Source organism: Synechococcus sp. R55.8 (assembly GCF_047461895.1).
In the GTDB taxonomy this organism is placed as follows: domain Bacteria; phylum Cyanobacteriota; class Cyanobacteriia; order Thermostichales; family Thermostichaceae; genus Thermostichus.
Map to the genome: position 1 here is coordinate 1 of NZ_JANSIB010000028.1, position 26,628 is coordinate 26,628.

Genomic DNA, 26,628 nt, shown 5'->3' on the forward strand with positions numbered 1-26,628 from the left:
CTACTGAAAGCCCGCTCCGTACCGCTTTAGCGGTCGGAGTCGGGTAGTTTACAGCAGAAAGTGGTAAGCCTACGGCACCGCACCGCTGCTGATAACGAGCTATACTCAGGTGCTGCTGGAGAGGCTGCTGGGGCCGGCCATAATGGGAAAACGCCATCCTGGCTGTGGCGGAATCCTTTGCGAGAGCTTGCCTGCATCCATGCTGGAACACGACATTGTCATCATCGGGGGAGGGCTGGCCGGTTGCCGAGCGGCTTTGGAGGTTATGCGACGGGATCCCAGCCTCGACCTGGCCTTGGTGTCCAAAACCCATCCCATTCGCAGCCACTCGGTAGCAGCCCAAGGGGGCATTGCCGCCGCCTTACAAAATGTCGATCCGCAAGATTCCTGGGAGGCTCATGCCTTCGATACCGTCAAGGGATCCGATTACCTAGCGGATCAAGATGCGGTGGAGATTCTGGCCCGGGAAGCTCCTGAAGTGATCATCGACCTAGAACACTTGGGGGTCTTGTTCTCCCGCCTGCCGGATGGCCGCATTGCCCAGCGGGCCTTTGGGGGACACAGCCACCCGCGCACCTGTTATGCCGCCGACAAAACCGGGCACGCCATTTTGCACGAGTTGGTGAGCAACCTCAAGCGTTTTGGGGTCAAGCTCTACAGCGAATGGTATGTGCTGGATCTGATCCTGGAGGACAACCAAGCCCAGGGCGTGGTGATGTTGGAGCAGGCCAGCGGGCGGCTGGAGGTGGTGCGGGCCAAGGCGGTTATGTTGGCTACAGGCGGCTATGGGCGCATCTACAACTCCACGTCCAACGACTTTGCTTCCACCGGCGATGGCATGGCGATGGTGGCGCGGGCCGGCCTGCCTCTGCAGGATATGGAGTTTGTGCAGTTTCATCCCACGGGCCTGTATCCGGTGGGGGTGTTGATCTCAGAGGCGGTGCGCGGGGAGGGGGCCTATCTGATCAATGGGAAGGGGGAGCGCTTTATGGCCGCCTATGCCCCCAGCCAGATGGAATTGGCCCCACGGGACATCACGTCGCGGGCAATTGTCACGGAGGTGCGGGCCGGGCGCGGTATTGACGGCAAAGATTTTGTCTACTTGGATCTGCGGCATCTGGGGGCAGAAAAGATCCACACTCGGCTGCCCTTCTGTTGGGAGGAGGCCCATCGCCACTTGGGCATCGATGCGGTTGTCGATCCCATTCCGGTGCGACCGACGGTGCACTACTGCATGGGTGGGATCCCGGTGACGGTGGAGGGGCAGGTACTGCGGGATGCCCAAACCCGTGTGGAAGGGCTGTTCGCTGCCGGTGAAACGGCCTGTGTTTCGGTGCATGGGGCCAACCGGCTGGGCAGCAACTCTCTCCTGGAGTGCGTTGTTTTCGGGCGGCGCACAGGGGCAGCCCTGGTAGAAGCCGTCAGAGGTCGAGCCTTGCCGAAAGTGGACGAGGGATCCCTACTCAAACAGGCCGCCAGCCGGATTGCCGGGCTCCTGGAACGATCAGGGAAGAGCCGCATTGATCAGGTGCGGCGGCAATTTCAAGATTGCATGACCGAGCATTGCGGCGTCTACCGCACCGAATCGGTTCTCCAAGAAGGGATCCAAACATGGCAACAGATCCGCCAGCGTTACGAGCAGGATTTGCGCTTGGACGATCGGGGCAAGGTGTGGAACACCGAGCTGATCGAAGCGCTGGAGCTGGACAACCTCATGACGGTGGGGGCCTTGATCCTCGCCAGCGCCCTGGAACGGCGGGAAAGCCGTGGCTCCCACGCGCGGGAAGATTACCCCCAACGGGATGATCAACGGTTTTTACAACACACCTTGGCTGCCTTTCGCGAGGGATCCCCGCAGATCAGCTATCGCCCCGTGGTGATCACCCGGTTTCCCCCTCAGGAGCGAAAATACTAACTTTCCAGAGGCCTCCCAGGCCGATTAGGATTGCTCTATCGTTCCCGTTAGCAGGATGGAGCCCCTTTCAAAATTATCCAATATCTAGGGATTCCATCTTCGCCAGCTTGAAATCTCGTCTACTGCCGGAGGGCCAGCCATGCAAGAAACCCTGGAGAAAGCAGCCGTCGCCCTGCAAGCGGAGCTGAATCTGGAGCCTTTTTGGATGCCCTTTACGGCCAATCGGCAATTTAAAGCCAACCCGCGCCTGTTGGTGGCCGCCCGAGACATGTACTACACCAGCCACGATGGCCGCCAAATCCTAGATGGGACTGCCGGGCTGTGGTGTGTGAATGCCGGCCACTGTCGTCCCCCGATTGTGGAAGCAATCCAACAGCAGGTGGCCCAACTGGACTACGCCCCAGCTTTTCAAATGGGCCATCCCAAAGCCTTTCAACTGGCAGAGCAGCTCATCCAGCTCACTCCTGCCGGACTGGATCACGTTTTTTTCACCAACTCTGGCTCTGAGGCGGTGGATACGGCCCTGAAAATGGCCATCGCCTACCATCGCTTACGCGGACAGGGATCCCGGCAGCGGCTGATTGGCCGGGAACGGGGCTACCACGGCGTTGGCTTTGGGGGCATCTCGGTCGGGGGCATCTCCAACAACCGCAAGTTTTTCGGCAGCCTCATTCCCGGCGTAGACCACCTACCCCACACCCACAACCTGAAGCAAAACGCCTTTAGCCGCGGCCTGCCTCGCTGGGGATCCCACTTGGCAGAAGACTTGGAGCGGATCGTCGCTCTCCACGATGCCAGCACGATTGCAGCGGTGATCGTAGAGCCGGTTGCCGGTTCAACGGGGGTGTTGCTGCCGCCGGTGGGCTATTTGGAAAAGCTGCGGGCCATTTGCGACAAATACGGCATTCTGCTCATCTTCGATGAGGTGATCACCGGCTTTGGGCGTCTGGGATCCCCTTTTGCGGCCAATTACTTTGGGGTGGTGCCGGATCTGATTTGCTGTGCCAAGGGCCTCACCAATGGCACCATCCCGATGGGCGCAGTGATCGTCAAGCAAGAGATCTACAGCGCCTTCATGGAGGCTGCTGGTTCCGCTGATGACCTGCACCGTCCAGGGGACAACAGCAGGACGCTGTCCTGGAGCCCCATCGAGTTTTTCCACGGCTACACCTACTCCGGCCACCCAGTTGCCAGTGCCGCCGGCTTGGCTACCCTGAACCTGTATCGAGAAGAAGGCTTGTTCGAGCGGGCTGCCAACCTCGCTCCCCTCTGGGAGGAGGCTCTCCATTCCCTACGGGGCTTGCCTCATGTCATCGATGTGCGCAACCTCGGCTTGGTGGGGGCAATTGAATTGGAAGGGATCCCTGGCCGACCGACAGCGCGGGCTTTTGAAGCTTTTTTGCGCTGCTACGAACGTGGGGTATTGATTCGCACTACAGGTGATACCATCGCCCTTTCCCCGCCTTTGATCATCGAGGAAGCCCATATTGAACACCTGATCGCCACCCTGAAGCGAGTTCTTCAAGAGCTACCTTAGTCCTGAATCGACAAGAGAGACTGCCTGAGGGAGTTAGAAGCTTCTGGGGCTGGGCGTCGGCGAAGGACTGGGAGAGGGACTGGGTCTGGGCGAAGGGGATACCGAGGGAAAGGGATTGGGGGTGCCGGTCGGCGTTGGCGAGGGGGAGGGACTGGGCGCAGGCAACACCCGTAAAGGAGCTTTGGCCGAAGCAATTCGGCCCTGGGTATCCGCCACCATTGCCGTCACCTCATAATCCCCGGTGGGAGCAGAAGTGGGAATGGTGATGGGGATGGTGCCAATGCAGGCTCTGCTGTTGGGCTGACAGCCGACGGCAGCGGCAGTGAAATCAAAGGTGAGGGTGAGGGGGCTTTGTCGGATTTCCACCCGGAAGCTGATGCCGGCCCCCAAACCTGCAGGAGTCGTCACGGCCACCAGCACGTTGAAGGGTACCGTCTGTCGCGCGTCCGTCAGGGCCACCACGGCAATCGAAGGCGGCTCTGCTGCAAAGGAAGCAGTGGGAGAGGGGCTGGGAGTGGGGAAAGGATTCAAGAGGGGAGTGGGGGTCGGGGTAGGCAGAGGGGTGGGCGGCGGCGTAGGGACAGGACTGGGGATGAGGAAAGGAGTGGGCGTTGGAGCCACCACCGCTATCGGCGTGATGGTAACCGCAGGCTGTTCGCCGGCATCTTCTTGGCAAGCCACAAGTGACAACGACAGAAGAGCGGCTACACTGGCCCTTATTACAGAGGAGGCTGCTAACGTCCAGCTCTGACGGAACCTATGGGGCTGCTGTCTCATGGGGTTTGACTCCTCACAACACAAAGCTTTGGGATCCTGCCGGTTCTGGGAGAGCCGAGCCTTGGTGGTGTCCAACTCAAAAACTCGGCCAGGCTGCTTCTCAGCCACAGCAGCGCTTACACGCTGCTAACACTATAGGTAGAGTCTTAGCTTTTTGCAAACCCCACCTGTGGACTTCCCCTTTGGGGGTGAAGCCAGATAGAGGGGAATGACCTGGGCCGAGTTAGACTGGTAAGCGTGACAGCAAGACGAGGATCCATGGCAGCAAGGGCGGGAGCAGAACCATCTTCTGGCTGTGGAGAAGCAGAGGGGCAGACTGCCGTTGGCGTTGATGCCCTGTACCCCTCAGAAAACATCAGCGGGGCGGGGTATGCCCGGGAAGAGCTGCAAGAGGCTTGCGGGGTCTTTGGCATCCTGGCTCCAGGAGAGGAGGTGGCCAAGCTGGCCTACTTTGGCCTATTTGCCTTGCAGCATCGCGGCCAAGAATCGGCAGGGATCGCCACTTTTGAGGGATCCTTTTGCCGGGTTCACAAGGCGATGGGCTTGGTCTCCCAGGTCTTCGATGAAGTGAACTTGGCCCAACTGACCGGGGATCTGGCGGTTGGTCACACCCGCTACTCCACCACTGGATCCAGCCGCGTGGCCAATGCTCAGCCGGTGATCGTGGAGACTCGCCTGGGGCCGCTGGCTCTGGCCCACAACGGCAATTTGGTCAATGCGGAAGAGCTGCGGAAGGAACTGGAGGCCGCCGACCGGCACCTAACCAGCAGCACCGACTCCGAGTGTATTGCCCACGCCATTGCCCAGGCGGTGAACCAAGGTCAAGATTGGATCGCGGCCACTTGCCAAGCTTTGCGCCGCTGTCAGGGGGCTTTTAGTCTGGTGATCGGCACGCCAGAGGGCCTGATCGGGGCACGGGATCCCTATGGGGTGCGTCCGCTGGTGTTGGGGCTTTTGAGCAGCAACCCCGCTCTGGATGAGCTGCTGCAGTCAGAGATGCTGGAGATCATCTGTAGCGACGGCACCCTCAGCCACCCCGAGGCCGAGCCGCTGCATTATGTATTGGCTTCAGAAACCTGTGCTTTGGATATCATCGGGGCCGACCCTCTGCGGCAGGTGGAGCCGGGAGAGTTGGTGTGGATCAGCCGTCAGGGGCTGCAATCGGTGCGTTGGGCGGAGGCCACCCCCAAGTTGTGCATCTTCGAGATGATCTACTTCGCCCGCCCAGACAGTTGGATGCACGGGGAAAGCCTCTACTCCTACCGGGTGCGGCTGGGAGAACAACTGGCCAAGGAGGCTCCGGCAGAGGCCGACTGGGTGATCTCCGTTCCCGATTCCGGCACGCCGGCGGCCATTGGCTATGCTCGCCAGTCGGGGATCCCTTACACGGAAGGGCTGATCAAAAATCGCTACGTGGGCCGCACCTTTATCCAGCCCACCCAATCCATGCGGGAGCGGGGCATTCGCATGAAGCTCAACCCCCTGGAGGACGTGCTGCGGGGGAAGCGGATTGTTATTGTGGACGACTCAATTGTGCGGGGCACCACCAGCCAGAAAATCGTCAAGGCCCTGCGCCAGGCGGGGGCTACCCAGGTCCACATGCGCATTTCCAGCCCCCCGGTCACCCATCCCTGCTTCTACGGCATCGATACCGATAGCCAGGATCAGTTGATTGCTGCCCAGCATTCCGTAGAGGAAATCGCCGAGAAGATTGGAGTGGATTCTTTGGCCTACCTGAGCTGGGAAGGCATGCTGGCTGCCACGGGCCGGGATCCCAACTCGTTCTGCTCCGCTTGCTTTACCGGCCACTACCCCATCCCCATCCCAGAAGGGCTGAAGCGCTCCAAGCTGGCCCTGGAACTGGTGGCTACTGGCAAGAGCCGCTAGGCTGCTCAGGGATCCCCGCTAGACTGAGAAGAAGAATTGCTTGGGGCAAGCCATGACTTTTCGCCTACGCCAATTGGGGGATCCCATCCTGACGCAAGTGGCCGAGCCGGTGACGGAGTTCAAAACGCCGGCCTTGCAGGATCTTATAGAAGGTATGCTGGCTACCCTGAAAGAGGCGCAGGGGGTGGGCTTGGCTGCTCCTCAGGTGGGATCCCTGCTCCAAGTGCTGATCGTGGCCTCTCGTCCCAATCCCCGCTACCCGGAAGCGCCGCAAATGCAGCCTCTGGTGATGGTTAACCCCCGTCTGCTGGCTTGCAGTTCTGAACAGGTGCTGGGTTGGGAAGGCTGCTTGAGTGTGCCCAATTGCCGTGGTCTGGTGGCCCGCGCCCGCGAAGTGGAGGTGGAGTATTACACTCCAGAAGGCGTTCAGCAAAGGGTGGTCTGGCAGGATTTTCCGGCGCGGATCTTTCAGCACGAATACGATCACCTGATGGGTCGGGTGTTCCTGCAGCGGCAGCCTCGGCAACTGCTTACCGAAGCCCAGTACCAAGCACAGATTTTGGGTCAGCCCGCCTGAGGGATCCCACCATGCCCTACATGGTTATCTACGACGGCCTCTGCAACCTCTGTGCCACCGGCGTTCAGCTCTTGGAGCAACTGGATCGCGGACGGCAGTTTTGCTATGCTCCCATGCAAGATACCTCTACCCTGGCCCAATGGGGGATCCCACCGGAGCAGGTGGAGCTGGGGATGATTCTCATCGATCTGGAGCACCCAGAGCGCCGCTGGCAGGGATCCGCCGCCATTGAACAAATTGCCGCCCTTTTGCCGAGCGGGGAGGTGTGGCTGGCTCTGTACCGCAACTTTCCTGGCTTGAAGTTTCTGGGGGATCTGGGCTACGAACAGATCCGGGATCACCGCTACGAGTGGTTTGGCTGCCGTAACACCCTCTACCTATCGGCTTACCCTGTCTGTGTTCGCGGCCAGGATCTCCTGGTGGATTTGGTAGATAAGGAATCATGCTCAGCCCCGTCCAGCAACTGCTGCACCAATACGCTCAGGGGGAACGGGATTTCAAGCAGCTGAATCTCAGCGCCCTGGGGCTTTACCAAGCAGATCTGCAAGGGATCCTCCTCAGCGGGGCCGACCTCTCTGGCCTTTGTCTGGCTGAAGCAGTTCTGTGCCGGGCCATTTTGGTGGGAACTGTCTTGGTGAATGCCAACCTGCGCCAAGCCTTCCTGGAACAAGCCAATCTGTGTCGAGCAAACCTACGTCAGGCTAACCTATGGCGGGCCCAGCTAAAAGCTGCTGATTTGAACAATGCCCGCCTAACTGAAGCCATTCTTTGTTACGCTGACCTCAGCCATAGCCGCCTTGAGGGAGCCCATCTGCAAGGGGCGGACTTGAGCCATGCCAACCTCAGCCAGGCCAATCTCCGGCAAGCCAACTTGCGCCAAGCCAACCTGATGGGGGCTAACCTAAGCAGCGCCGTTTTGGCTGACGCCGATTTGCATCAGGCCAATCTCGTGGGAGCGGACTTGCGGGGATCCCTGCTGCGGAGCGCCCACCTTACCCCTGAGACCCAAATTGCAGAAAAGTGGCGCCAGGTGTGGCAAATCCTCAACTGGGAGCAGGAAGGACGAGATCTGGTGGGCAGGGATCTGTCGGAGGCAAATCTTTGCGGGGGCTATCTCCACTCGGCCCAATTGGATGAAGCCAACCTTGCCGATGCAGACCTCAGCCAAGTCATCCTCTGCAGGGCTTCCTTGCAAAAGGCTAACCTGCGCCAAGCTCGCCTACTGCAAGCGGACTTGCAGGGCTCCAATTTGCGAGAGGCTAACTTTGTCCATGCCGATCTGCGCGGCGCCAATCTCCGCGAAGCCCACCTCGGCGGGGCCGACTTAACCTCAGCCAACCTACAAGGGGCAGATCTCAGCCAGGCCGTCCTGCAGGGGACACGCCTAGACGCCCAGACCCAATTGGATCCCAAGTGGAAACAAGTTTGGCGGGTTCTCAACCAGCCGCGTTCCGGCTGGAGCTTGGCCCGAGCTAACCTTGCAGATGCGTATTTGCGCCGAGCCTACCTGCAGCAAGCGGACTTGACCGGAGCGGATTTAAGAGGAGCTGATTTGCGAGAAGCAGACTTGCAGGAAGCCAACTTGAGCCAAACCGACTTGCGGGGCACCAACCTGCGGGGAGCTAACCTGAACGGCGCTTTGTTCAAGGGATCCCTTTACGACGAGTACACCTTTCTTTAGACTCACATTGTTGCTACAGCCTATTAAAAATAGGATACAAGTATTCAAGAGGAAGGAGAGAGGGATATGCCAACCCATTCGCTAGAAGCTGGGAAGTGTAGCATAGAGCAGATAGTGGAGACCTCTTTATTACTTATCAACCCGTCCTGCTTCCGAAGTTGGTTTGCTAAGTGTTGCTACTGTGCCCCTTAGTTCCTTAACAGGCTGTATCGTTACTCCTGGGGCACCACCCGCCAAACGGTTCCTCTAGCCGCCATTGCCCGTGACCAAATTCAAAGCTTGAAAGAATGGGCTGCCGAGTCAGGAGCACGTACCGCTTCCCAAGATCAAAAGTTGATTCAGGAGCTACGGACCATCGTCCAGAAGAGAGGGTTAGGCTACATTGAAGTTGATAGTCCCCCATCCTTTTCCTCTCCACCTCCTGCCTAAGCTGTTTTGGTCGGCTCGTTCCGAGTTGTGGCAGCTCCGTGGAAGTAGGCTTGCAAGCATTTTTTCCTGCAAGACGCGGAAAAACTCCGGTTGCCGCTCCGCTTGAATTTGCTGCCTGTGGATTAGCCCCCGTTAAATCCGTCCGGGGAAGCCGCCGATTGATCTGAGCTGCTCAGGTGGCCCCTTGTTAGATTAACTTCCGGCAGCTCCCAGGCAGGGCACCGGGATCGGATCCCGCACGTTAGCGTGCAGAACCGATGGTTTTGCACTTTTCGTATCCTTGACTACAGATTTTTTGGTAGGATTGATCGTGTAGAGGTACTGGTATGTAGAGCAGCCTTATGAGTGCAATCGCTGAAATGAGGGGGACAAGTCTCCTGGCCCGCCATCGCCAAAACATAGCAGCCTCCCTGGCCCGTCGTTTGGAAGCAGCTAGGGCGGCCAACAACACCCGCTTGATGGAGCTGCTGAAACAAGAAGAGCGGCAGCTGGCAGCCGAGTACGGCGGCAGGGATCCCTTCTCTTCAGCGCTCTTCAGAGGACTGCGCCACCTTTGGCAGAGCCTGAAGGCAGTCTTGGCGGCCTGCGATGAACTGCGGGTGCGGCAGTGGGTAGATGGCAGCGGCATGGTCTGGTGGTCTGTCCAAGACCCAATCACGGGAGAGCGCCTGTGTACCCATTCCGAGGGGGAGCTCATGGAGTGGATCGAGAAGCACCAGCGAGAGGATTAGTCTTCGCGGCTAGGACTTGCCTGAGCACCAATAGCCAGTGTTTCCCCTGGCGCTTCGTGCGTGTCCCAGTCTTTCCAGCTTGGGGAGGAAGGGAACAAAAAGTTTCACGGCTAGACCGGGGCAATGGCCACCTGAGAATCCAAATTGATAGGATTACGAAGACTCATCATCTGCTTTAGGGGCCCTGGGATGGTTTGGCAATTGTTGACTTGGCCGGCCCAAAGTTTGCTTTGGCTAGCAGAGCAGATCCAAGAACGCGCCGAAGCACAGCTGGATAGCAAAGAAAACCTGCAAAAAGAACTTACGGCCCTGCAAATTCAGCTAGATTTGGGAGAAATTGACGAAGAAACCTACGCCCGCCGAGAAGAGGAGATTTTATTGGCTCTGGAAGCCTTAACCCAGGCAGAACGAGAAGCCGAAGCATAGAGTTCTGCCGGTGGGCCTGGAAGGGATCCCTCAGCATTGCAGGGGGGCAGAACATGGGAGAATGAGCTTCTGTACACCCCCGTCTTTCCTACCCTGGGCTGTTTTCAATGACTGAATCCCATGAAACCTTGGTGCTCCGCGACGAGCAAAACCAGCCTCTCAAGTGCGAGATCCTGCGTCAGGTGGTCATCGACGAGCAGACCTATGCTCTGGTGACTCCCGTTGATGCTGTGATCAAAGTGCTGGTTTGGGAAGGGGAAGAAGAACCCAGCCAAGCGGTGAACGGCGATGCCAACATGGAAGGGATCCTGGACGAGCCGGATCCTGAAGAGCTACAGGCTACCCTGCCCACCATCCAGGCTGTCTTGGGGGAGTTGAACCTCACCTTGCAGCAAAATGGCTTCGACATCCTCACGGTTCAGGGGGAATTGCCCCCAGTCGAAGAGGAAGATGTGTTCGAGCTGGGCGAGAGCGAGGAAGATGCCCAGGAGTTTCAACTGCTAGCTACCTTTTTCTACCAAGAGAAGAAATACGGCATCTTTACCCCCCTCGATCCCGTTTTGCTCTACGCCGCTCTGCCTGACGAAGGGGATCCCTACCTGCTCACCCCCGATGAGCCGCCAGAGCTTTTTGATCAGCTCTATGCCCTGCTGCTGGATCTCGATGAGGAATGGGAAGACGGAGATGACGAAGAAGATGAGGACGAAGATTAGGGGGATCAACCCCTGTTGTTTTGCCGGGCTAGATATTTTTGCCAAGCCAACGCGGCTAGAAGGCAAAGGCAACGGAAGTGCCTGGGAAAGTTTTCCCGGAGTTTTTCGTCGGCCACTCCAAACGCGCCCCGACATCTGCTGAGGGACGGTTTCGGGCTTCCGGCAGGGATCCTGGAGCTGGGGAGTGCGCCCCACGCCCATTGCCAGAATGAAGATAGCCCCAGCCGCCTGAGCATTGCGTAGCGAAGGAGCAACAGGGATGCAGCCGGTTGATTTAACCACCCTGCGTGCTGTGCTCGCCGATCTAACCCAGGCTAAGACAGGTCGGGATCCAGTGTTGCCTGCCCGCGTGGAATGGATCCAACAGACCGATCTGTGGACGGTGGTCATTGGCTTGCGCACCCTCACTGCCCGCCCCTGCTTGCTGTTGTGCTGGCATCCTCAGGCGGCCCGTCTCCACCTCTGTCAGCCTCCTCCCAAAGAGCCGGATGGCTTTCAATTTAGCCAGTTCCTCCAACGGCACCTGAAGGGTTTGGCTCTGACGGAGCTGGCTCTGCTGGAGGATTGGGAACGGGTGATTGACTTGCGCTTTGCCCCTCGGCCCGGGGATCCCCCTCATCGCCATCTCTACCTAGAGGTGATGGGCAAGCACAGCAATGCCATTTTGGTGGACGAGGCGGGCATGATCTTGGCCAGTGGCCATGGGGTAAGCGAGCGCCAATCGCGAATCCGTCCAGTGCAGCCGGGCCTGCCCTATGAAGCCCCCCCGGCCCTAACCGATCCGATCCCGCAGCGATCCGAGCCCTTCTCCTGCTGGCAAGAGCGCGTTGCCCTGATCCCCGGCCCCATCGGCCAACGGCTGTTGCGCTGTTATCGCGGCCTCAGTCGGCACTTGGTGGAAGCGATGTGCCATCAGGCTGGGATCCCGCCGCAAACTCCCAGCGATCACCTCTCTGCCCAGGATTGGCAGGCGCTGTTTGCCAGGTGGCAAGACTGGTTAACCCGTCTGGAAACCGGCCAGTTTGACCCAGCTCCCACTCCCCAGGGATACACCGTTCTCGGCTGGGCAAGCGGTGCCGTTCCCGTTAGCGGGACGGAGTCCCTGCAACAACCTTCTCGACTCAATCTGCACCAACTTCTGGAAGGCTACTACCAGGCTCAGCTTAACCGCGAACAGTTTGAGCGAGAGCGCCACCGTCTGCTGCAAAGGGTATCCACCCTGCTGAAAAAGCTCTATCAGCGGCGAGAGCAATTTGAGGCAATGCTGGCCGACTCCACCCAAGCGGAAGCCTCCAAGCAGGCTGCCGACTTGTTGATGGCCCACCTCCACCTCTGGCGGCCAGGGTTGCATCACATCGAGCTGCCGGATTTTGCCAGCGGCCAGACGGTCAAGATCCCTCTCGACCCCGAAAAAAATGCCATTCTCAATGCCCAAGCCTACTACCGCAAGCACCGCAAACAAAAACGGGCCCAGGATGCCCTCCGACCTTTACAAGAGGCGCTCGGCCAAGAGATCCTCTACCTCGAGCAGGTGGAAGCGTCTCTACAGCAGCTGGAAACCTATCGGGATCCCCAAGACTTGACCACCCTCAAGGAAATTGAGACCGAGCTGATTGAACAGCGCTACTTGGAGAGTCCCACTCGCAACAGCGGGACAGAGTCTCTGCGGGCGAGCTCAAAACATGCCTCACCGGCAACCTTCAACCCCCATCGCTTTACCAGCCCCAGTGGCTTCTCCATTTGGGTGGGGCGCAACAACCTGCAAAATGATCAGCTCACCTTTCGCGTGGCTCAGGAACACGATTGGTGGTTTCATGCCCAAGAGATCCCCGGCAGTCATGTGCTGCTGCGCTTGCCCCCCGGGGCTGTAGCAGAAAGCGAAGATCTGCAGGCGGCTGCTGATTTGGCGGCCCATTTCAGCCGCGGTCGCCTCAGCGAACAGGTGCCGGTAGTCTACACTCGCCCGAAACTGGTGTTCAAACCCAAGGGATCCCCGCCCGGCATGGTCGTTTACAAGCAGGAGCAGGTGCTTTGGGGGCGGCCCAGCCGTGCTCAATTCCTCATTGCGTCAGCCCTCGTGAACACCGACGCGACCGGTGGCTTCGTTTCTGGCCCATGCCACGAGCAGGCTTGAGGGAATCTAGGGAAGAACCTTGAGGGAGTAAGGGGCGCTGCGGCCATAGCGGCTGGGGTCGTACATTTCTTCGGCCAAAGCAGGAGCCACCTGGAATTGGCCGGGGATCTCCGGACGGAAGAGATAGACAAACTCATGGCGACCCTGCTTGAGCTCGGTGCTGAAAAAGGCCACGCGGTCATCCCGATTCTCTTGGCGGGTCCAAAACCAGTCCCACCAGTAGTCTGGGGCCAAGCCGGTGAACTCTCGCGGATCCTGGGAGGTGATCTCGGCGCCGCTGGGCAGGGGATCCTCGACCACCACGTAGTGGCTGTCCCGCTCGGCTTCCACCGTCAACCGGGCCAGGAGGATTTCTCCGGCCCTTACTGTGTCGCCAGGGCGCAGCGGCTGCTCTCGGTAGCGGATCTCCCCGTTGGGTTGGGGCTGGGGCTGTAGGCGGAAGTAGCTGCGGCTCACCGCAAAGCCTTGGGCTTGAGAGGGCAGAGGGTTGGGGACGAAGGCTTCTCCCCTCAAGCTGTAGTAAAGGGGGCCGGGGCCGGACTTTTCCAGGCGCAGGCTGCTCAGGTTCCCCACTTCTGCGTCAGCCCAATCCAGCCCATAGCGGGGATCCCCAGCGCCGGCCTGCCAGCGACCGAGAAGGGATCCGGTTGTCCCATCCAACACCCGCACCTCGCCGGGGCCGGGAAGCTGCTGCTGCTGGGCCTGGTAGTAGGCGGACAGGCCGAGGAGAGCATCGGCGGTGGCTTTGGTGGTGCGCCAGCGGTTGTTTTGCCGCTGTTGGAGAAGGGCATCGGCAATCTGGGCAGCCCGGTCATCCTGCAGCCGAACGGCCAATTGCAGTAGGGGGCCGGCCACCTCCATGTCGTCGTAGGTGGAGCGCTCTTGGGTCGCACGAGTTGGAGCAGCCGGGATAAACCAGCGCCCTTGGGGATCCTGTTGCCGCCGCTCCAGAACCTCATCCAGGGCTGCCTGGGCAAGATCCCTCTGGCCCAGTTGCAGGGCGGCCAGCCCTCGGTAGGCCAGGCCAAAGGTGGAGAGCCGCTCCGGCGGCGGCAGGTCGGCAGTCACCAAGGCGGGATCCCAGAGGGCCAGGCTGTAGGCGACAAAAGCCTGTAGATCCGGGGAGAGGGCTTGTGGCTGGGCCAGTTGAGCGGCCAGATAGTCCTGAGCGGCCAGATAGTCCAAGGCCTGCCGCACCCGCCACTCTTTGAGGGCATAGCCAGCAGCTTGGGCAAGGTGATACCCCTGCAGGATGTATCCGGTCAGATAGGGGTTGCTCCGGTCATGGGCCCACCAGCCCCAGCCCCCATCGAAGTTCTGGGATCCCTCCAGTCGCTGCAAGCCCGATCGAAGCACCTGGGGCAGCCGCTCCAGGGTTTGCGAGCGCAGGTTCAAGCCCAACTGCTTGCTGACTTGGGTGACGGCTAGGGCGGGCAAGAAGCGACTCAGGGTTTGCTCGGTGCAGCCGTAGGGGAACTCCACCAGGTAATCCAGCGGCTCCAGCAGGGTTGCTGCCGGGCTAGCGGCCAGTTCCAGGTGAAGCTGCCGGGATCCCGGCACCCAGGTGGCGGGCCAATCCAGCGATAAGTCAAGGCTGCCCTCCTGCACCCGACCCACCTGGGAGAACCGTTGCACAGCGCCGAAAGGCTGGCTGGGGATCCGCAGTTGCAACGCATCTTTCAGCCCATTCCCTTCCGCCCAAACCCGCAGAGAGGTATCTCCGGCCCCCAGAACCTGGAGAGGCCATTCCACCCGCCCCGCTCCTTGGGCCGGCACGGTGAGGCGTTGTCGTTCCGGGCCTTGCAATTTCAAGATCCCACCGGCAGGAACAGGAACTTCCAGCCGCACCTCCACCGCTTGGGCTTGACCCGTGCGGTTTTGCACAATGGCCGCCAAGGTGAGCTGATCCCCCACCCGGAAAAAGCGGGGAGCGGCCAAGCGCACCAACAGGTCTTTGCTAACCGAGACTGTGGCAAGAGCGGATCCCACCTGGGTGTCGGCAGTGGCGGCGCGGGCGGTCAAGCGCCAGGTGGTCAGGTTGTCGGGCCAGCGCACCTGCACCTGAGCCAGGCCATCGGCATTGGTGACCAGATCCGGGAACCAGGCGGCGGTATCGCGAAAGTCCTCCCGCACTTGGCCGGCCAGCTTGTCAGCACCGCCGGGATATTGCTGAGGGAAAGAGGTAGTGGTGGTAACTTGGTTGTACTGGCGCCCATAGAAGAAGCGGCGAATATCCAGGGTGAAGTCGGGTCGCAATAGGTAGAGGGCATTGTCCACAATCCCTAGGCCCACCTCGGCGCTCACCGGCTGCCCTTGGGCATCGCGGGTGCGGATTTGGATTTGGGCGGTCTCGCCCGGTCGATAGGTGGGTTTATCGGTTTGCAGCTCCACCTGCAAAAAGCGATCCAAGGGGGAGACCCGCAGCAGGGCCTCGCTTCGGTACAGCCGCCGCTCTGGGCCGATGGCAGTGGCAGTGACGTAGAGATTGGGACGATAGTCGCCGCGGATGGGCAGCCGCAGCGTGGCCGTATGCCCCTGGAGACGCAGCACCTGCACCTGGTGCAGCCGGGATCCCTCAATGCCCACCAGCACCGCCACATCCGGCAGCGGCGAGACTATCAGGATCTGGGCCTCTTCCCCCACCTGGTAGATCTGCCGATCCGCCACCACTTCCAGGCTGGGCAGGGATCCCCAACTTTGTAGGGGGCTGCCCGGCTCCACCACCCAGAGATAGTCCACCTCCTGCACCCGTTCGCGCCAGCGGTGCGGAGCACTTTGACGGCGGGGATCCCATGCCGTCAACCGCACCCGGTAGTCTCCCGGCTCCAGGTCGGCGGGCAGGTGGAGGTCGAGGCTGCCTTCCCCGTTGACAATCTGAAAAGGCTGCCGCAGCAGGGTACCTTGCCGTTGGTAGGTGTTGCTCTTGGGATCCCAGCGCCAGCGCTCCAGGCTCAGCTCTCCGGTGGCGCTGACGGGGCGGCCATCGTAATCGCGGGCTTGCAGCCGGTAGGTGAGGGTATCCCCCGGAGCCGGCAGATGGCGGTTCACTTCCGCAAACAGAGCAAATTCGCCAGCCGTGACCCAGGCCCGCGCCGATCCTGTTACCGTCCGGCGGCTGATATCGGTCACCTCCACCTCGATGCGCAACTGCTGCACCTCTTGGGGGCCCCAGTAGCTGTCTTCTTCCCAGTTGAGATCCTGCAGCAGGCGATCCAGGCGAAACTCCGCCCGCCCTTGGGCATCCGTCACCCCTTCCCCTTCCGCCACCAACTGGCCGTAGCCGCCGTAGTAGCCCTGCTCCTCTCCCAGGTCGTCGGCGAAATAGTCTTCCTCGGCAGAACGGGGCAACAGCCCATAGCGCAGGCTCCAGTCGGGGCTGCTGTAAACTCGGTAGCGGAGCTGGGCAGCGGCCACCGGCGCGCCGAAAAGATACTCGGCCTCCACCTGCACCTTCAGGGATCCCCCCCGCACCAGCCAAGGTCGGTCGGGCACCACCGCCACCTCAAACTCCGGCTTGCGGTAGGCTTCCACCTGAAAAGAGGTGTATTCGCCGCTGGATCCCTGCGGCCCTGACACCTGCCACTCCAGGCCGTAGCTGCCCAGGGGCGCCTCTTCTGGCAGTTGAAACTCCCCATGGACACTGCCAAAAGCATTGGTGGCCAGGGTTTGTTCGCTCAACACATCCCCGTTGGGGGCCGTAAGGGTCAGTTGCACTGCTTGTCCTACCGGGGGCGGCGTGAGGCGGGTTTGCTCTCGCACCAGGGCGCGGAAATAGACGGTTTGGCCAGGACGGTAGAGGGGACGATCCGTGTAGGCGTAGATCCGGTGGGGCTGGTTCCAGCCATAGGCGTAGCTGCGGGACAAAGCCTGCAGGGTGTTGTCGGCACTGCGGCCATAGACCACCAGGGAAGAACCCTCTCTCGCCGGCAGGCCAAAGCGGGCCAGCCCCTCTGCATCGGTGGTGGCCGTCAGGGGATCCCCCCACTCCCCGAAAACTTGGATCTGGATCCCGGCCAGGGGACGCAGCTCCCGCAGGTGCACCGCCTGCACCACCAACTGGCTGGCATCCTGCTTCTGGATGAGGCCGAGATCGCTCACCAAAAACCAATGGTCGAAACGGGGCAAGGGTGCAGCCGCATTCAGCGGCTCCCGGCCCTCCGCCTCCACCCAGTAGGCCCCCGGCGGCAGGATCCCCAGCTCCAAGGTTTGGGCTGTCCACCCCTCTCCCGCTCGTCGTGGCACCGGCTGCTGCCAACTGCGCACAAGCTCCCGCCGCAGGGTGGGATACAGAGCCGGATCCAGGGAGCCATAGTCAGCATCCGCCAAATCCCGCAAGAGAGGGGATCCCTGCAGCTCTGTCAGGGAAAAGCGATAGAGGCTGAGCTGCACCGAGCCCAGGCTGGTGGCCCGCCACTGCAGCCGCGCCGGTTCTGCGGTCGTAAACACCTGGCTGGTGCTGTAGAGATAGAGACCGGGGGGGACAAGCTGAGGGCGCAAGGTGGGGATCCGAACCGTTGCCCCCTCCCGCACCAGAACGGATCTCTGGCTGCCCACCTTTTCCAGGCCGGATCCCTGCACCGTCACCTGGTATTCCCCAACAGGCAATCGATCCAAGCGATATTCGCCATCTGAGGCCAAGCTGGCGCTGCGCGTGACCGGGCCGGCGGCGATCACCCGGACGCTCTCCAGAGCTACCCCTGCCGGCAGCTCCACCCGTCCCACCAGGGATCCCGTCGGCTGTTCGGAAAGCAAAACTGCCAGCCCCACCCCCAACAACAGCACCAGGGCCGCTAACCATCGCCTCAGCATGGGATCCCTTTCCTCCGTTGCTCTGACTTTGCCTCTTTCGACCCAAACTATCGGGAGCCAGCACAGAACCTGTGTAGAATTTACCGTCCAACTTCGAGGGATCCCTTCCGGCTACTTCACCAACTCGAACACGTTGAACATGGGGAGGTACATGGCCACGATAATGCAGCCCACCATACCGCCCAGGATCACGATCATCAACGGCTCCAGCAGGCTGGTGAGGGCGCGTACCGCCTCCTCCACCTCCAGCTCGTAGAAATCCGCCGTCTTCATCAGCATCGCGTCCAGCTCCCCTGTCTCTTCCCCCACGCTGATCATCTGAATGGCCATGACTGGGAAGACCTTGGCCTTGCCCAGAGCAGGGGCAATCTGCCCTCCCTCTGAGATGGATTGGCGGGCGGCGTCAATGGCGTTGGCCACCACCTGGTTGCCGGAGGTGTCGCGCACAATTTCCAAGGAAGTCAGCACCGGCACCCCGGAGCGGGTGAGAGCGCCAAAGGTGCGGCAGAAGCGAGCCACCGCCGACTTCTGGATCAGATCCCCGAAGATAGGGAGCTTGAGGGCCAGCGCGTCGATGGTCTCCTTGCCGGCAGGGGTGCGGTAAAAGCGCCGGAAAGCAAAATAGACGGCCCCTAGAAAGCCCACCAGCCCCAAGCTGTACTGGGGCGTGCGCAGGAACTTGCTGATGTTGATGAAAAACTGGGTAAAGGCGGGCAGCTCCCCACCCAAGTCGTTGTAGATGCTCTCAAACGTGGGCAAGATGAACAGCACCATGCCCAAGAAAATCAAGACAGCCAAGATCGTCACCACCACCGGGTAGGTCATGGCTGACTTGATCTGCTTCTGCAGGCGATCCATGTCCTCCAGCAGCTTGGCCAGGCGGTTGAGCACTTCGTCCAGCACGCCACCCACCTCCCCCGCCTGCACCATGCTGCAGTAGAGGCCGTCGAAGGCGTCGGGATAAGGGCGGATGGAGTCGGAGAGGTTTTTCCCCGCCTCCACCTCCGCTCGGATAGCCCGCAGGTACTTTTTGAGTTTGGGGTTGCCGGTTTGCTCCTCCATGATGGTGAGAGAGCGCACCATCGACACGCCGGCGTTGATCAAGGCAGCAAATTGCCGGGAGAACACTGCCTTGTCGCGAATGTCGATGGATCCCAGCATTGAGAAATCGAAAGACGTATCCAAGGAAAAGAAGGGTTTCTCCTCCTGAATGTCTTCCTGTTTGGCAAAAATCCCGTCTCGGCGCAGCCGTGCACGAACTTCGGTCAAGCTGTTGGCCACCACCGTCAGGCGTACCGGCTGACCGGCCTTTAACCCCCGAACCTTGTAGCGCGGCATGGCTGTACCCCCGGCTAGATCGCTCTAAATAACGAAATGGCTTTAAATGTTTCGCAGGTGCAAAAGAGAAGTCAGCCCAAACCTTGGGCAGATCAACAATCTCTCAGCTAGAGCTTAGCCACAAATCAAGTCAGCGGCTAGAGATCGGCAATGAACCCTCACCCGGGGATCCCAGCACTGCCTGGTGGCAACGAGGTTTAGCGACGGGTGGCAACTGCTGCTGGCCGCTGTTGCTGGGCAGCCGCGGCTGGCGAGGGCCCGGTAACGTTGCCCAAAAGCCGTTGCAACTCCTCGGGGCGAGAGGTCTTAGACATGGCCGTATCGAAGTCGATCTTGCCCTGTAGGTAAAGGTTAGCCAGATCTTGCTCCAGCGTTTTCATGCCCTGCTTGCCCCCCGTCTGGATAGCCGAGTAGATCTGGGCAGTTTTGCCCTCCCGAATCAGGTTGGCAATGGCCGGCGTTACCACCATGATTTCCTGCACCAGCACCCGTCCAGGCTCTCCTGGCTTGGGATTGAGGCGGCGGGCCAGAGTTTGGGAGAAGACGGCCTTGAGGGAGTTGGAGAGCTGCACGCGAATCTGCTGCTGCTGCTCGGGCGGAAACACATCCACCAAGCGATCCACCGTCTGGGCGGCAGAACTGGTGTGTACCGTGGCAAAGCAGAGGTGGCCCGTCTCGGCGGCGGTAATGGCCAACTGGATGGTCTCCAGATCCCGCATCTCCCCGATCAGGATCACATCCGGATCCTCCCGCATCGCCGCCCGCAGGGCATTGGCAAAGCTCTTGGTATCTTCCCCCAGTTGTCGCTGGTGGATGATGCTGCGAATGGGGGTGTAGATATACTCAATGGGATCCTCGATGGTGAGGATGTGCTCGGCCCGTTCGCGGTTGATCATGTCGATCATGGAGGCCAGCGTAGTGGATTTGCCGGATCCCGTTGGGCCGGTTACCAGCACCAAGCCCCGCGGCAGGCGAGCTGCTTCCTTACACACATCCGGCAGGCCCAGCTTGTCGATGTTGGGGATCTCAGAAGCCAGGGCCCGCATGGCGCAAGCATAGGTGCCGCGATCGCGGTAGACGTTCACGCGGAAGCGCCCGATCCCCCGCACCCCATAGGAGCAGTCCAATTCCCAGTTTTGCTCCAGCTGCTTGCGCTGGTTGTTGTTCAGCATGCTGAAGATCAACCGCTGCACCTCCTCTGCCGAGAGAGGCTCATGCTCTGTCGGCTCAAGGTGACCATTGATGCGGAAGTAGGGGGGCAAACCCGCCGAGATATGAATGTCGGAACCGCCCTTTTGGACGATTGCTTCCATGAGGTCTTCGATCATCAGTTGGGGCATAGGGTTGGGTTCTCCAAAGGCGAGTAGAACTGTCTATCAAAAGAGCCGCCGGCCAAAGCCATGTGAGAAAGGCAACTGTATAGGACTGTTATAGTCGGCACCCCAACATCGTCAAGTGCCAAGCCGACTTCCTAAAACTTCGGGGTCAGGCAATAGGGGCAGTCCATCCAGTCCACATGCAAGGCCGCGCCACAGTTGCGGCAGGTGCTGAGAGCCTTGGCACGGGCCTTCAGCTCGCTTTCCAGACCCTTGTCGGTGAGGGTCACCCGATCCACCTCCTCCAGCGTGGTGAGGCCCTGCTTCACCAGCATCAAACTGTAGGCCAGCAGGGTTTTCATGCCACTTTCCACCGCCGCTTCTTTGATCACCTCCGTGGGGGCCTCTTTGTTGATCAAGTCCGCAAGGCGGTCGTTCATGCGCATGAACTCGTACACCCCTACCCGACCTTTGTAGCCCACGCCCCCACAGTTCTCGCAGATGGGCTTGCCGGTGGCCTTGCACTGCTCCACTTCTTTGGGGGAGAGCTTGTTGGCTTTGTAGAAGGTGAGCTGCTCGCCGTCGCCACTGAGGGTAAGGCCATAGCGGGCCAGCTCCTCCGGCGTGGGGTGGTAGGGGATCCGACATTCGGTACACACCCGGCGCATCAAGCGCTGGGCCAACACCCCCAGCAACGAGCTGGAGATCATAAATGGCTCGATCCCCATCTCCGTCAGACGGGCAATGGCGCCAGGGGCATCGTTGGTGTGCAGCGTGGTCAACACCAAGTGGCCCGTGAGGGAGGCTTCGATGGCGGTTTTGGCCGTCTCGTGGTCGCGGGTTTCCCCCACCAGGATGACATCCGGGTCTTGCCGCAAGAAGGCCCGCAGGATCATGGCAAAGTCCATGCCCTTTTCTCGGATCACCTGCACCTGAGTGATCCCCGGCAGCGAGTATTCAATGGGATCCTCGGCGGTGCTGATGTTGATGCCCGGGTCGTTCACCTCCGCCAGGGCCGAGTAGAGGGTGGTGGTTTTCCCGGATCCCGTTGGCCCAGTTACCAGGATTAGGCCAAAGGGTCGCCTGACAATCTCCTTGAAGCTTTCCAAGGTCTCTGGGTCGGTGATCAGCTTGTCCAGCCCCAGTTGGGTGGCGGAGTTGTCCAGGATCCGCAGCACGATCTTTTCCCCATAGCGGGAGGGCAGGGTGCTGACCCGGAAGTCCACCTTGCGCCCCTTGAAGACCCGCCGAATCCGCCCATCCTGGGGCATGCGCCGCTCGGCAATGTTCAAATTGGACATGATTTTGAAGCGAGCGGTGAGGGCAGGGACGATCTTCTTGGGAAAGTTTTCAAAAGCCTGCCGCAACACCCCATCTTTGCGGAAGCGGATGCGCAGGTATTCTTCTTGTGGCTCGATGTGGATGTCGGACGCCCCATCCTGCAGGGCCTTGACCAGGATCTGGTTGGACAGTTTAATAATCGGGGCATCATCTGCCGATTTGACCTGCTGCTCCAGGGATCCCTCGCCGGCCTCATCGGCAGCCACATCCTCAATAGCATCCAGATCGATTTCGGCAGTGTTGACCACCACCTCTTCTTCCTGTTGGGCAGCAGCCGCGTCGTTGATCCCCTTGATGGCCAGCAGCTCCGCCTGCGCATCCATGTAGCGGTTGATCAGGGTCTCGAAATCCCGCTGGGTGAAGACCCGCCGCTGCAGCTTCAGCCCCTGGATGCGGAAGCGCCGTTGAATGTCGTCCAGTGCCTGCAGGTTGTCTGGCTTGACCATCGCCACCGTCACCTGATTGTCTCGACGGCGAATGGGCAAGAACTTGTAGCGGTTGCAGATGTCGAGGGGCAAGATCGAGTCGATCAGCCCAATCATCTCGGAGATCCCCACCGGCTCCAGGTCGACATCCAGGGAGGGGATCCCGTAGATGATTTTCAGTTCAAAGAGCTGCTGCCGTTTGTAAGCCCGCTCCAGGTCAGGGGTGATCTCTTTGCCCACGATATCCTTGACCACCAGAGCCAGGGCCTTGCTGTTGCCCTCTCGATCCGCTTTGAGGGCGTTTTGGATGTCCTGGATCTGCTTATCGTCGGCAAAGCCCAGCTCCTTTAACTTGCGGCCAAAGGGGGTAATGCTGACGTTGGCGATGGCCAGAGCTTTGCTGGCAGCACCGGCACGGCGCGAGGTAAAAGGAGGGGGAGGAAGATCGTTCATGCTGGCGGGTCACCCACAATGCCTCTATTTCACTGCACTCGGCTGCTAAGGGTCAACGGTAAAGATACATAAGTCTGGACTGCCCAGAGGCCGCCAACCCTGGGCTTACTATGCCCCAACTCGGCTCAAATCTCGCATTCCTATCCACCTCACCCCCTAAGTCTCGCAGACCAACGCTTGCGACCGCTGGGTTAGGTAAAGGTTTTCGCTGTAATCGACAGGGCAGTCGATGAGGGTGGGCACCGGCTGCTCGAGGGCCTGCTTCAGGATGGGGATCAGCTCGGCAGCCTTTTCGACACGGTAGCCCTTGAGGCCCATGCTCTCCGCCAGCTTGACGAAGTCTGGATTGCCGAACTTGACGAAAGCAGCCTCGCCATACTGGTTGTGTTGCTTCCACTCGATCAGCCCATAGCCGCCATCGTTGAAGATGAGAGTTACAAAGGGAGTGCCCACCCTGAGGGCAGTTTCCAGCTCTTGGCAGTTCATTATGAACCCTCCATCTCCGGTTACGGCCACGATGCGCCGGTCGGGATGCACCAATTTGGCGGCCAAGGCCCCCGGAATGGCGATGCCCATGGCGGCAAAGCCGTTGGAGATGAGACAGGTGTTGGGTTTGTCACAGTGGTAGAGGCGGGCCATCCACATCTTGTGGGCGCCGACATCGGAGATGACGATGTCTTCGGGTTCCAGGACTTGGCGCAGGTCGTAGATCAGCTTTTGGGGCTTGATCGGGTAGCTCTGATCCTGGGCATAGCAGGTGTACTCGCGGACGATGTTCTGCCGCAGGCTGAGGCCATAGGGATCCGGCTTGCCCGTGCGATCGCAGCGGCGCAGGATCTCCATCAGGGAGTCGGAAATGTCTCCCACCACCTCTACTTGCGGGATGTAGCTGCTGTCGATTTCTGCGGGCAGGGCAGCGATGTGAACGATGGGGATGGTGCCGTCGGGATTCCATTTCTTGGGAGAGTACTCGATGAGGTCGTAGCCGACGGCGATCAACAGATCGGTTCGGTCGAAACCACAACTGACCAGATCCCGCTGCTGTAGGCCAACGGCCCACAGGGACAGGGGATGGGTGTAGGGGATCACTCCTTTGCCCATGAAGGTGTTGACCACGGGGATGTTCAAGCGGGTGGCAAATTCGGTGAGGGCGCTGCTGGCTTGGGCGCGAATGGCCCCATTGCCGGCCAAAATCAAGGGGTTGCGGGCGCGGGAGATCAGGGACGCCGCTTCGTTCAGGCTTTGATAGGAGGCGTAGGTTTTGTCCAGGCGATCTCTCCTCAAGGGAGTGCCGCTGGCTTCCATGGCGGCGATGTTTTCCGGCAAGTCGATGTGGACGGCCCCGGGCTTCTCGGTTTGGGCCAATTTGAAAGCCTTGCGCACGATCTCCGGGGTGATGCTGGGGCGCACGATCTGGGCATTCCACTTGGTGACGGGGGCAAACATGGCCACCAAATCCAGGTATTGATGGGATTCGATGTGCATGCGGTCGGTGCCCACTTGGCCGGTGATGGCCACTAGGGGTGCTCCATCCAGGTTGGCATCGGCAACTCCGGTCATCAGGTTGGTGGCGCCCGGCCCCAAGGTGGAGAGACACACCCCCGCTCTGCCCGTCAGCCGGCCATAGACATCGGCCATGAAGGCGGCCCCCTGTTCGTGGCGGGTGGTGATAAACCGAATCGAGGAGCGGCGCAGGGCTTGCAGGACTTCCAGGTTTTCTTCGCCAGGAACGCCGAAGATGTACTGCACCCCCTCATTTTCCAGGCAGCGAACCAGCAGTTCGGCGGTATTCATGGTGGCAAGGGTATGGAGAACGGTGGATCTGGATCCCACCATAGACGGCGGACGGGGCAAGGGATAACTTGTTTTCTGGGCTTGGGGACGGGGGCAGGCTGGGCTGGGAACCAAGCTAAGCTCAAAGGGGCGGCCCAGGCCCAATTGCCCCTCCAAGCTTCCTCTTCTGGAGATGCCCATGCGGCTCTACGTCGAACCTTTCACCGTTCACAAGCGCTACGCCTTGACCATCAGCCGAGGTACCCACAGCGAGACAACCTTGGCTTGGGTGCGAATTGAGGAGGAGGGAGTTGAAGGGTGGGGAGAGGCTTGCCCTTTTTCGGTGAGCGACGACTACCACCAGTCTCTGGACGACATCCTGATGGGCTTGGACGTGGCCAAAGGGATCCTGCGCCGCCATTCCCCCTGGGAGCGACAGCCAATCGAGGCAGAACTGCTGCGGGCCGGGATCCCTTCGGCAGCGCGGGCAGCGGTGGATATGGCCCTGCACGATTGGATGGGCAAACGGCTGGGGAGGCCCCTGTGGCAGTTGTGGGGGCTGGATCGCTCCCGCATTCCGCCCACGACGATGACGATCGGCATCTCCACCCCGCAGGCGGCCCGCCAGCGCGCCTTGGCCTGGATGGAACAGACCCAAGCGCGGGCCTTTAAGATCAAGCTGGGCAGCGGCTCAGGACTGATGGCGGATCAGAACATGCTGATTGCTGTACAAGAGGTGATCCCGCTGGGATCCCTGATTACAGTGGATGCCAACGGCGCTTGGACGGTGGAGCAAACCCTGAGCATGAGCAACTGGCTGGCGGGGCAAGGGGTGAGCTACCTGGAGCAGCCTTTGGAGAGGGGGCAGGAAGCGAAGCTGATCACCCTCTGGCACGAGTCGAAGCTGCCCATTTTTGTGGATGAGAGCTGTATGGACAGCCGCGATATCCCCCCTCTGGTGGATCGCGTCCACGGGATCAACATTAAGCTGATGAAGTGCGGAGGCCTCAGCGAAGCCTGGCGCATGATCCACACCGCCAAAGCCCACGGCCTACAGGTGATGTTGGGCTGCTACAGCAACACAGCTCTGGGGAATACGGCGGCGGCCCACTTGGCTCCCCTGGTGGATTACCTGGACTTGGATAGCCACCTCAACCTCACCGACGATCCCTTTGCCGGGGCCATCCTGCAGGAGGGCTGCCTGCTCCCCACCGACCGACCGGGTTTGGGGGTAGAGCTGCGGGAGGAATAATGGGAAGGCCGGAATCCCTGTCCAGCGAAAGTCGCGTGGCCATCCTGCTCCACGGGGGATTGCTGGGGGAGCATGGGAAAACGGGGCTGGGGCTGCTGCGCTACGGCTCCTTCCCGGTGGTGGCGGTGATCGACCGGGAGCAGGCGGGGGGATCCCTGGCCCATCTGACCGGAATTGCCAAAGACATTCCCATCGTGGCCTCGGTGGAGGAGGCGCTGGCCCACCGGCCTGAAGTTCTGGTGATTGGGATCGCCCCTTCAGGGGGGCAGTTGCCGCCAGCCTGGCGGGAGGAGTTGGGCCTGGCCCTGCGAGCTGGCCTGTCTCTGGTGAATGGGCTGCACACGCCTTTGGCCGAGGATCCCCAGTTTCGGCAGTGGTTGCAGCCGGGGGCCTGGATCTGGGATATTCGCCGCGAGCCCCCCAACCTGTCGGTGGGGAAAGCCCTGGCCCGCACCCTGCCCTGTAAACGGGTGTTGACGGTGGGCACCGACATGAGCGTGGGCAAAATGTCCACCAGCCTAGAGCTGCACCGGGCCAGCCTGAGGCGGGGCCTGCGCTCCCGCTTTTTGGCCACCGGGCAAACCGGGATTCTGATCGGCGGCGAGGGGATCCCTTTGGATGCGGTGCGAGTGGACTATGCCAGTGGGGCGGTGGAGCAACTGATCATGCGCTATGGCTCTGACCACGACATTCTGCATCTGGAAGGCCAGGGATCCCTGCTCAACCCCGCCTCTACGGCCACCTTGCCTCTGTTGCGTGGATCCCAGCCCACCCACCTTATCCTGGTACACCGCGCCGGCCAGACCCACATCAAGGGGATAGACTACGTGCCCATCCCACCCTTGTCCAAAGTGATCGAGCTGTATGAGCAGGTGGCAGCGGCTGCCGGGGCCTTTGCCCCCGCGCCCGTGGTGGGGATTGCCCTCAATACCTTCGGCTGGGAGGAAGAAGCAGCCCTAGAGCAGATCCGCCGGGTGGAAGCCGAGACCGGACGGCCCTGTACGGATGTGGTGCGTTTTGGGGCGGATCCCTTGTTGGAGGCAATTCTGGCGGCAGGATAACTCAGCTAGAAATCGCAGGAGCCCCGCACTGTACCCGTAGGGTCAGTGTCGGG

The 26,628-nt window shown here is 60.5% G+C and carries 18 protein-coding genes and 1 pseudogene; 13 read left to right on the forward strand and 6 right to left on the reverse strand.

The genetic code is table 11. The features are described 5' to 3' along the window. The first annotated feature begins 199 nt into the window (after positions 1-199). Positions 200-1,915 carry a succinate dehydrogenase/fumarate reductase flavoprotein subunit gene (locus NW829_RS04490; protein ID WP_414413261.1) on the forward strand — a complete coding sequence of 572 codons (1,716 nt, stop codon included), beginning with the start codon at positions 200-202 and terminating at the stop codon, positions 1,913-1,915. Between the two features lie 139 nt (positions 1,916-2,054). Further along, a complete protein-coding gene (locus tag NW829_RS04495) occupies positions 2,055-3,452 on the forward strand; it encodes an aspartate aminotransferase family protein (RefSeq protein WP_414413260.1) in 1,398 nt (465 codons plus the stop codon). A gap of 33 nt (positions 3,453-3,485) precedes the next feature. Here the strand turns inward: NW829_RS04495 and NW829_RS04500 are convergent, their stop codons facing one another. Further along, the gene (locus NW829_RS04500; RefSeq protein ID WP_414342310.1) at positions 3,486-4,142 is read right to left on the reverse strand and encodes a hypothetical protein; all 657 of its coding nucleotides are present in this window, start codon (positions 4,140-4,142) and stop codon (positions 3,486-3,488) included. Positions 4,143-4,487: 345 nt separating this feature from the next. Here NW829_RS04500 and purF point away from each other — a divergent pair, with 345 nt between their 5' ends. From purF to NW829_RS04545, 9 genes and pseudogenes are all read left to right on the forward strand, one after another. After that, complete coding sequence (gene purF / locus NW829_RS04505; RefSeq protein ID WP_414413259.1) at positions 4,488-6,116, forward strand: amidophosphoribosyltransferase; 1,629 nt, start codon at positions 4,488-4,490, stop codon at positions 6,114-6,116. 52 nt (positions 6,117-6,168) lie between these two features. Then, positions 6,169-6,693: a peptide deformylase gene (def, locus tag NW829_RS04510; protein WP_011433713.1), complete on the forward strand. Its 525-nt coding sequence runs from the start codon at positions 6,169-6,171 to the stop codon at positions 6,691-6,693. Between the two features lie 11 nt (positions 6,694-6,704). Then, a complete protein-coding gene (locus NW829_RS04515) occupies positions 6,705-7,202 on the forward strand; it encodes a thiol-disulfide oxidoreductase DCC family protein (RefSeq protein WP_414416528.1) in 498 nt (165 codons plus the stop codon). Then, positions 7,136-8,374 carry a pentapeptide repeat-containing protein gene (locus tag NW829_RS04520; protein WP_011433715.1) on the forward strand — a complete coding sequence of 413 codons (1,239 nt, stop codon included), beginning with the start codon at positions 7,136-7,138 and terminating at the stop codon, positions 8,372-8,374. The genes NW829_RS04515 and NW829_RS04520 overlap by 67 nt, the downstream gene beginning before the upstream one ends. Positions 8,375-8,464: 90 nt before the next feature. Beyond that, positions 8,465-8,566: pseudogene (locus NW829_RS04525) on the forward strand (IS630 family transposase); the annotation flags it as partial. Positions 8,567-9,144: 578 nt separating this feature from the next. Further along, positions 9,145-9,534, forward strand: a complete 390-nt coding sequence (locus NW829_RS04530; RefSeq protein WP_414342319.1) for a hypothetical protein — start codon at positions 9,145-9,147, stop codon at positions 9,532-9,534. Positions 9,535-9,723: 189 nt separating this feature from the next. Then, entirely contained in the window at positions 9,724-9,960 is a 237-nt protein-coding gene (locus NW829_RS04535; protein WP_414413199.1) for a gas vesicle protein GvpG, read from the forward strand. A gap of 107 nt (positions 9,961-10,067) precedes the next feature. Beyond that, the gene (locus NW829_RS04540; RefSeq protein ID WP_011433718.1) at positions 10,068-10,673 is read left to right on the forward strand and encodes a DUF3727 domain-containing protein; all 606 of its coding nucleotides are present in this window, start codon (positions 10,068-10,070) and stop codon (positions 10,671-10,673) included. 259 nt (positions 10,674-10,932) lie between these two features. Next, positions 10,933-12,807: an NFACT family protein gene (locus NW829_RS04545; RefSeq protein WP_414416529.1), complete on the forward strand. Its 1,875-nt coding sequence runs from the start codon at positions 10,933-10,935 to the stop codon at positions 12,805-12,807. A gap of 6 nt (positions 12,808-12,813) precedes the next feature. Here NW829_RS04545 and NW829_RS04550 read toward each other — a convergent pair whose 3' ends face one another. The 5 genes from NW829_RS04550 to NW829_RS04570 form a co-directional block, all read right to left on the reverse strand. Then, on the reverse strand, positions 12,814-17,616 hold the full coding sequence (locus NW829_RS04550; RefSeq protein ID WP_414416530.1) for an alpha-2-macroglobulin family protein: 4,803 nt from the start codon (positions 17,614-17,616) through the stop codon (positions 12,814-12,816). Positions 17,617-17,727: 111 nt separating this feature from the next. Continuing rightward, a complete protein-coding gene (locus NW829_RS04555) occupies positions 17,728-18,954 on the reverse strand; it encodes a type II secretion system F family protein (protein ID WP_414416531.1) in 1,227 nt (408 codons plus the stop codon). Between the two features lie 197 nt (positions 18,955-19,151). Then, positions 19,152-20,294, reverse strand: coding sequence for a type IV pilus twitching motility protein PilT (locus tag NW829_RS04560; RefSeq protein WP_414416532.1), 1,143 nt, complete (start codon positions 20,292-20,294; stop codon positions 19,152-19,154). Positions 20,295-20,425: 131 nt separating this feature from the next. Beyond that, positions 20,426-22,489: a GspE/PulE family protein gene (locus NW829_RS04565; protein ID WP_414416533.1), complete on the reverse strand. Its 2,064-nt coding sequence runs from the start codon at positions 22,487-22,489 to the stop codon at positions 20,426-20,428. A gap of 156 nt (positions 22,490-22,645) precedes the next feature. Then, positions 22,646-24,283, reverse strand: coding sequence for an acetolactate synthase large subunit (locus tag NW829_RS04570; RefSeq protein WP_414352163.1), 1,638 nt, complete (start codon positions 24,281-24,283; stop codon positions 22,646-22,648). Positions 24,284-24,461: 178 nt separating this feature from the next. Here NW829_RS04570 and NW829_RS04575 point away from each other — a divergent pair, with 178 nt between their 5' ends. After that, positions 24,462-25,514 (forward strand): dipeptide epimerase, encoded by a 1,053-nt coding sequence (locus tag NW829_RS04575; RefSeq protein WP_414416534.1) that lies wholly within the window; start codon positions 24,462-24,464, stop codon positions 25,512-25,514. After that, positions 25,514-26,575, forward strand: a complete 1,062-nt coding sequence (locus NW829_RS04580; protein ID WP_414416535.1) for a DUF1611 domain-containing protein — start codon at positions 25,514-25,516, stop codon at positions 26,573-26,575. Before NW829_RS04575 ends, NW829_RS04580 begins: the two co-directional genes overlap by 1 nt. Positions 26,576-26,628 lie beyond the last annotated feature (53 nt).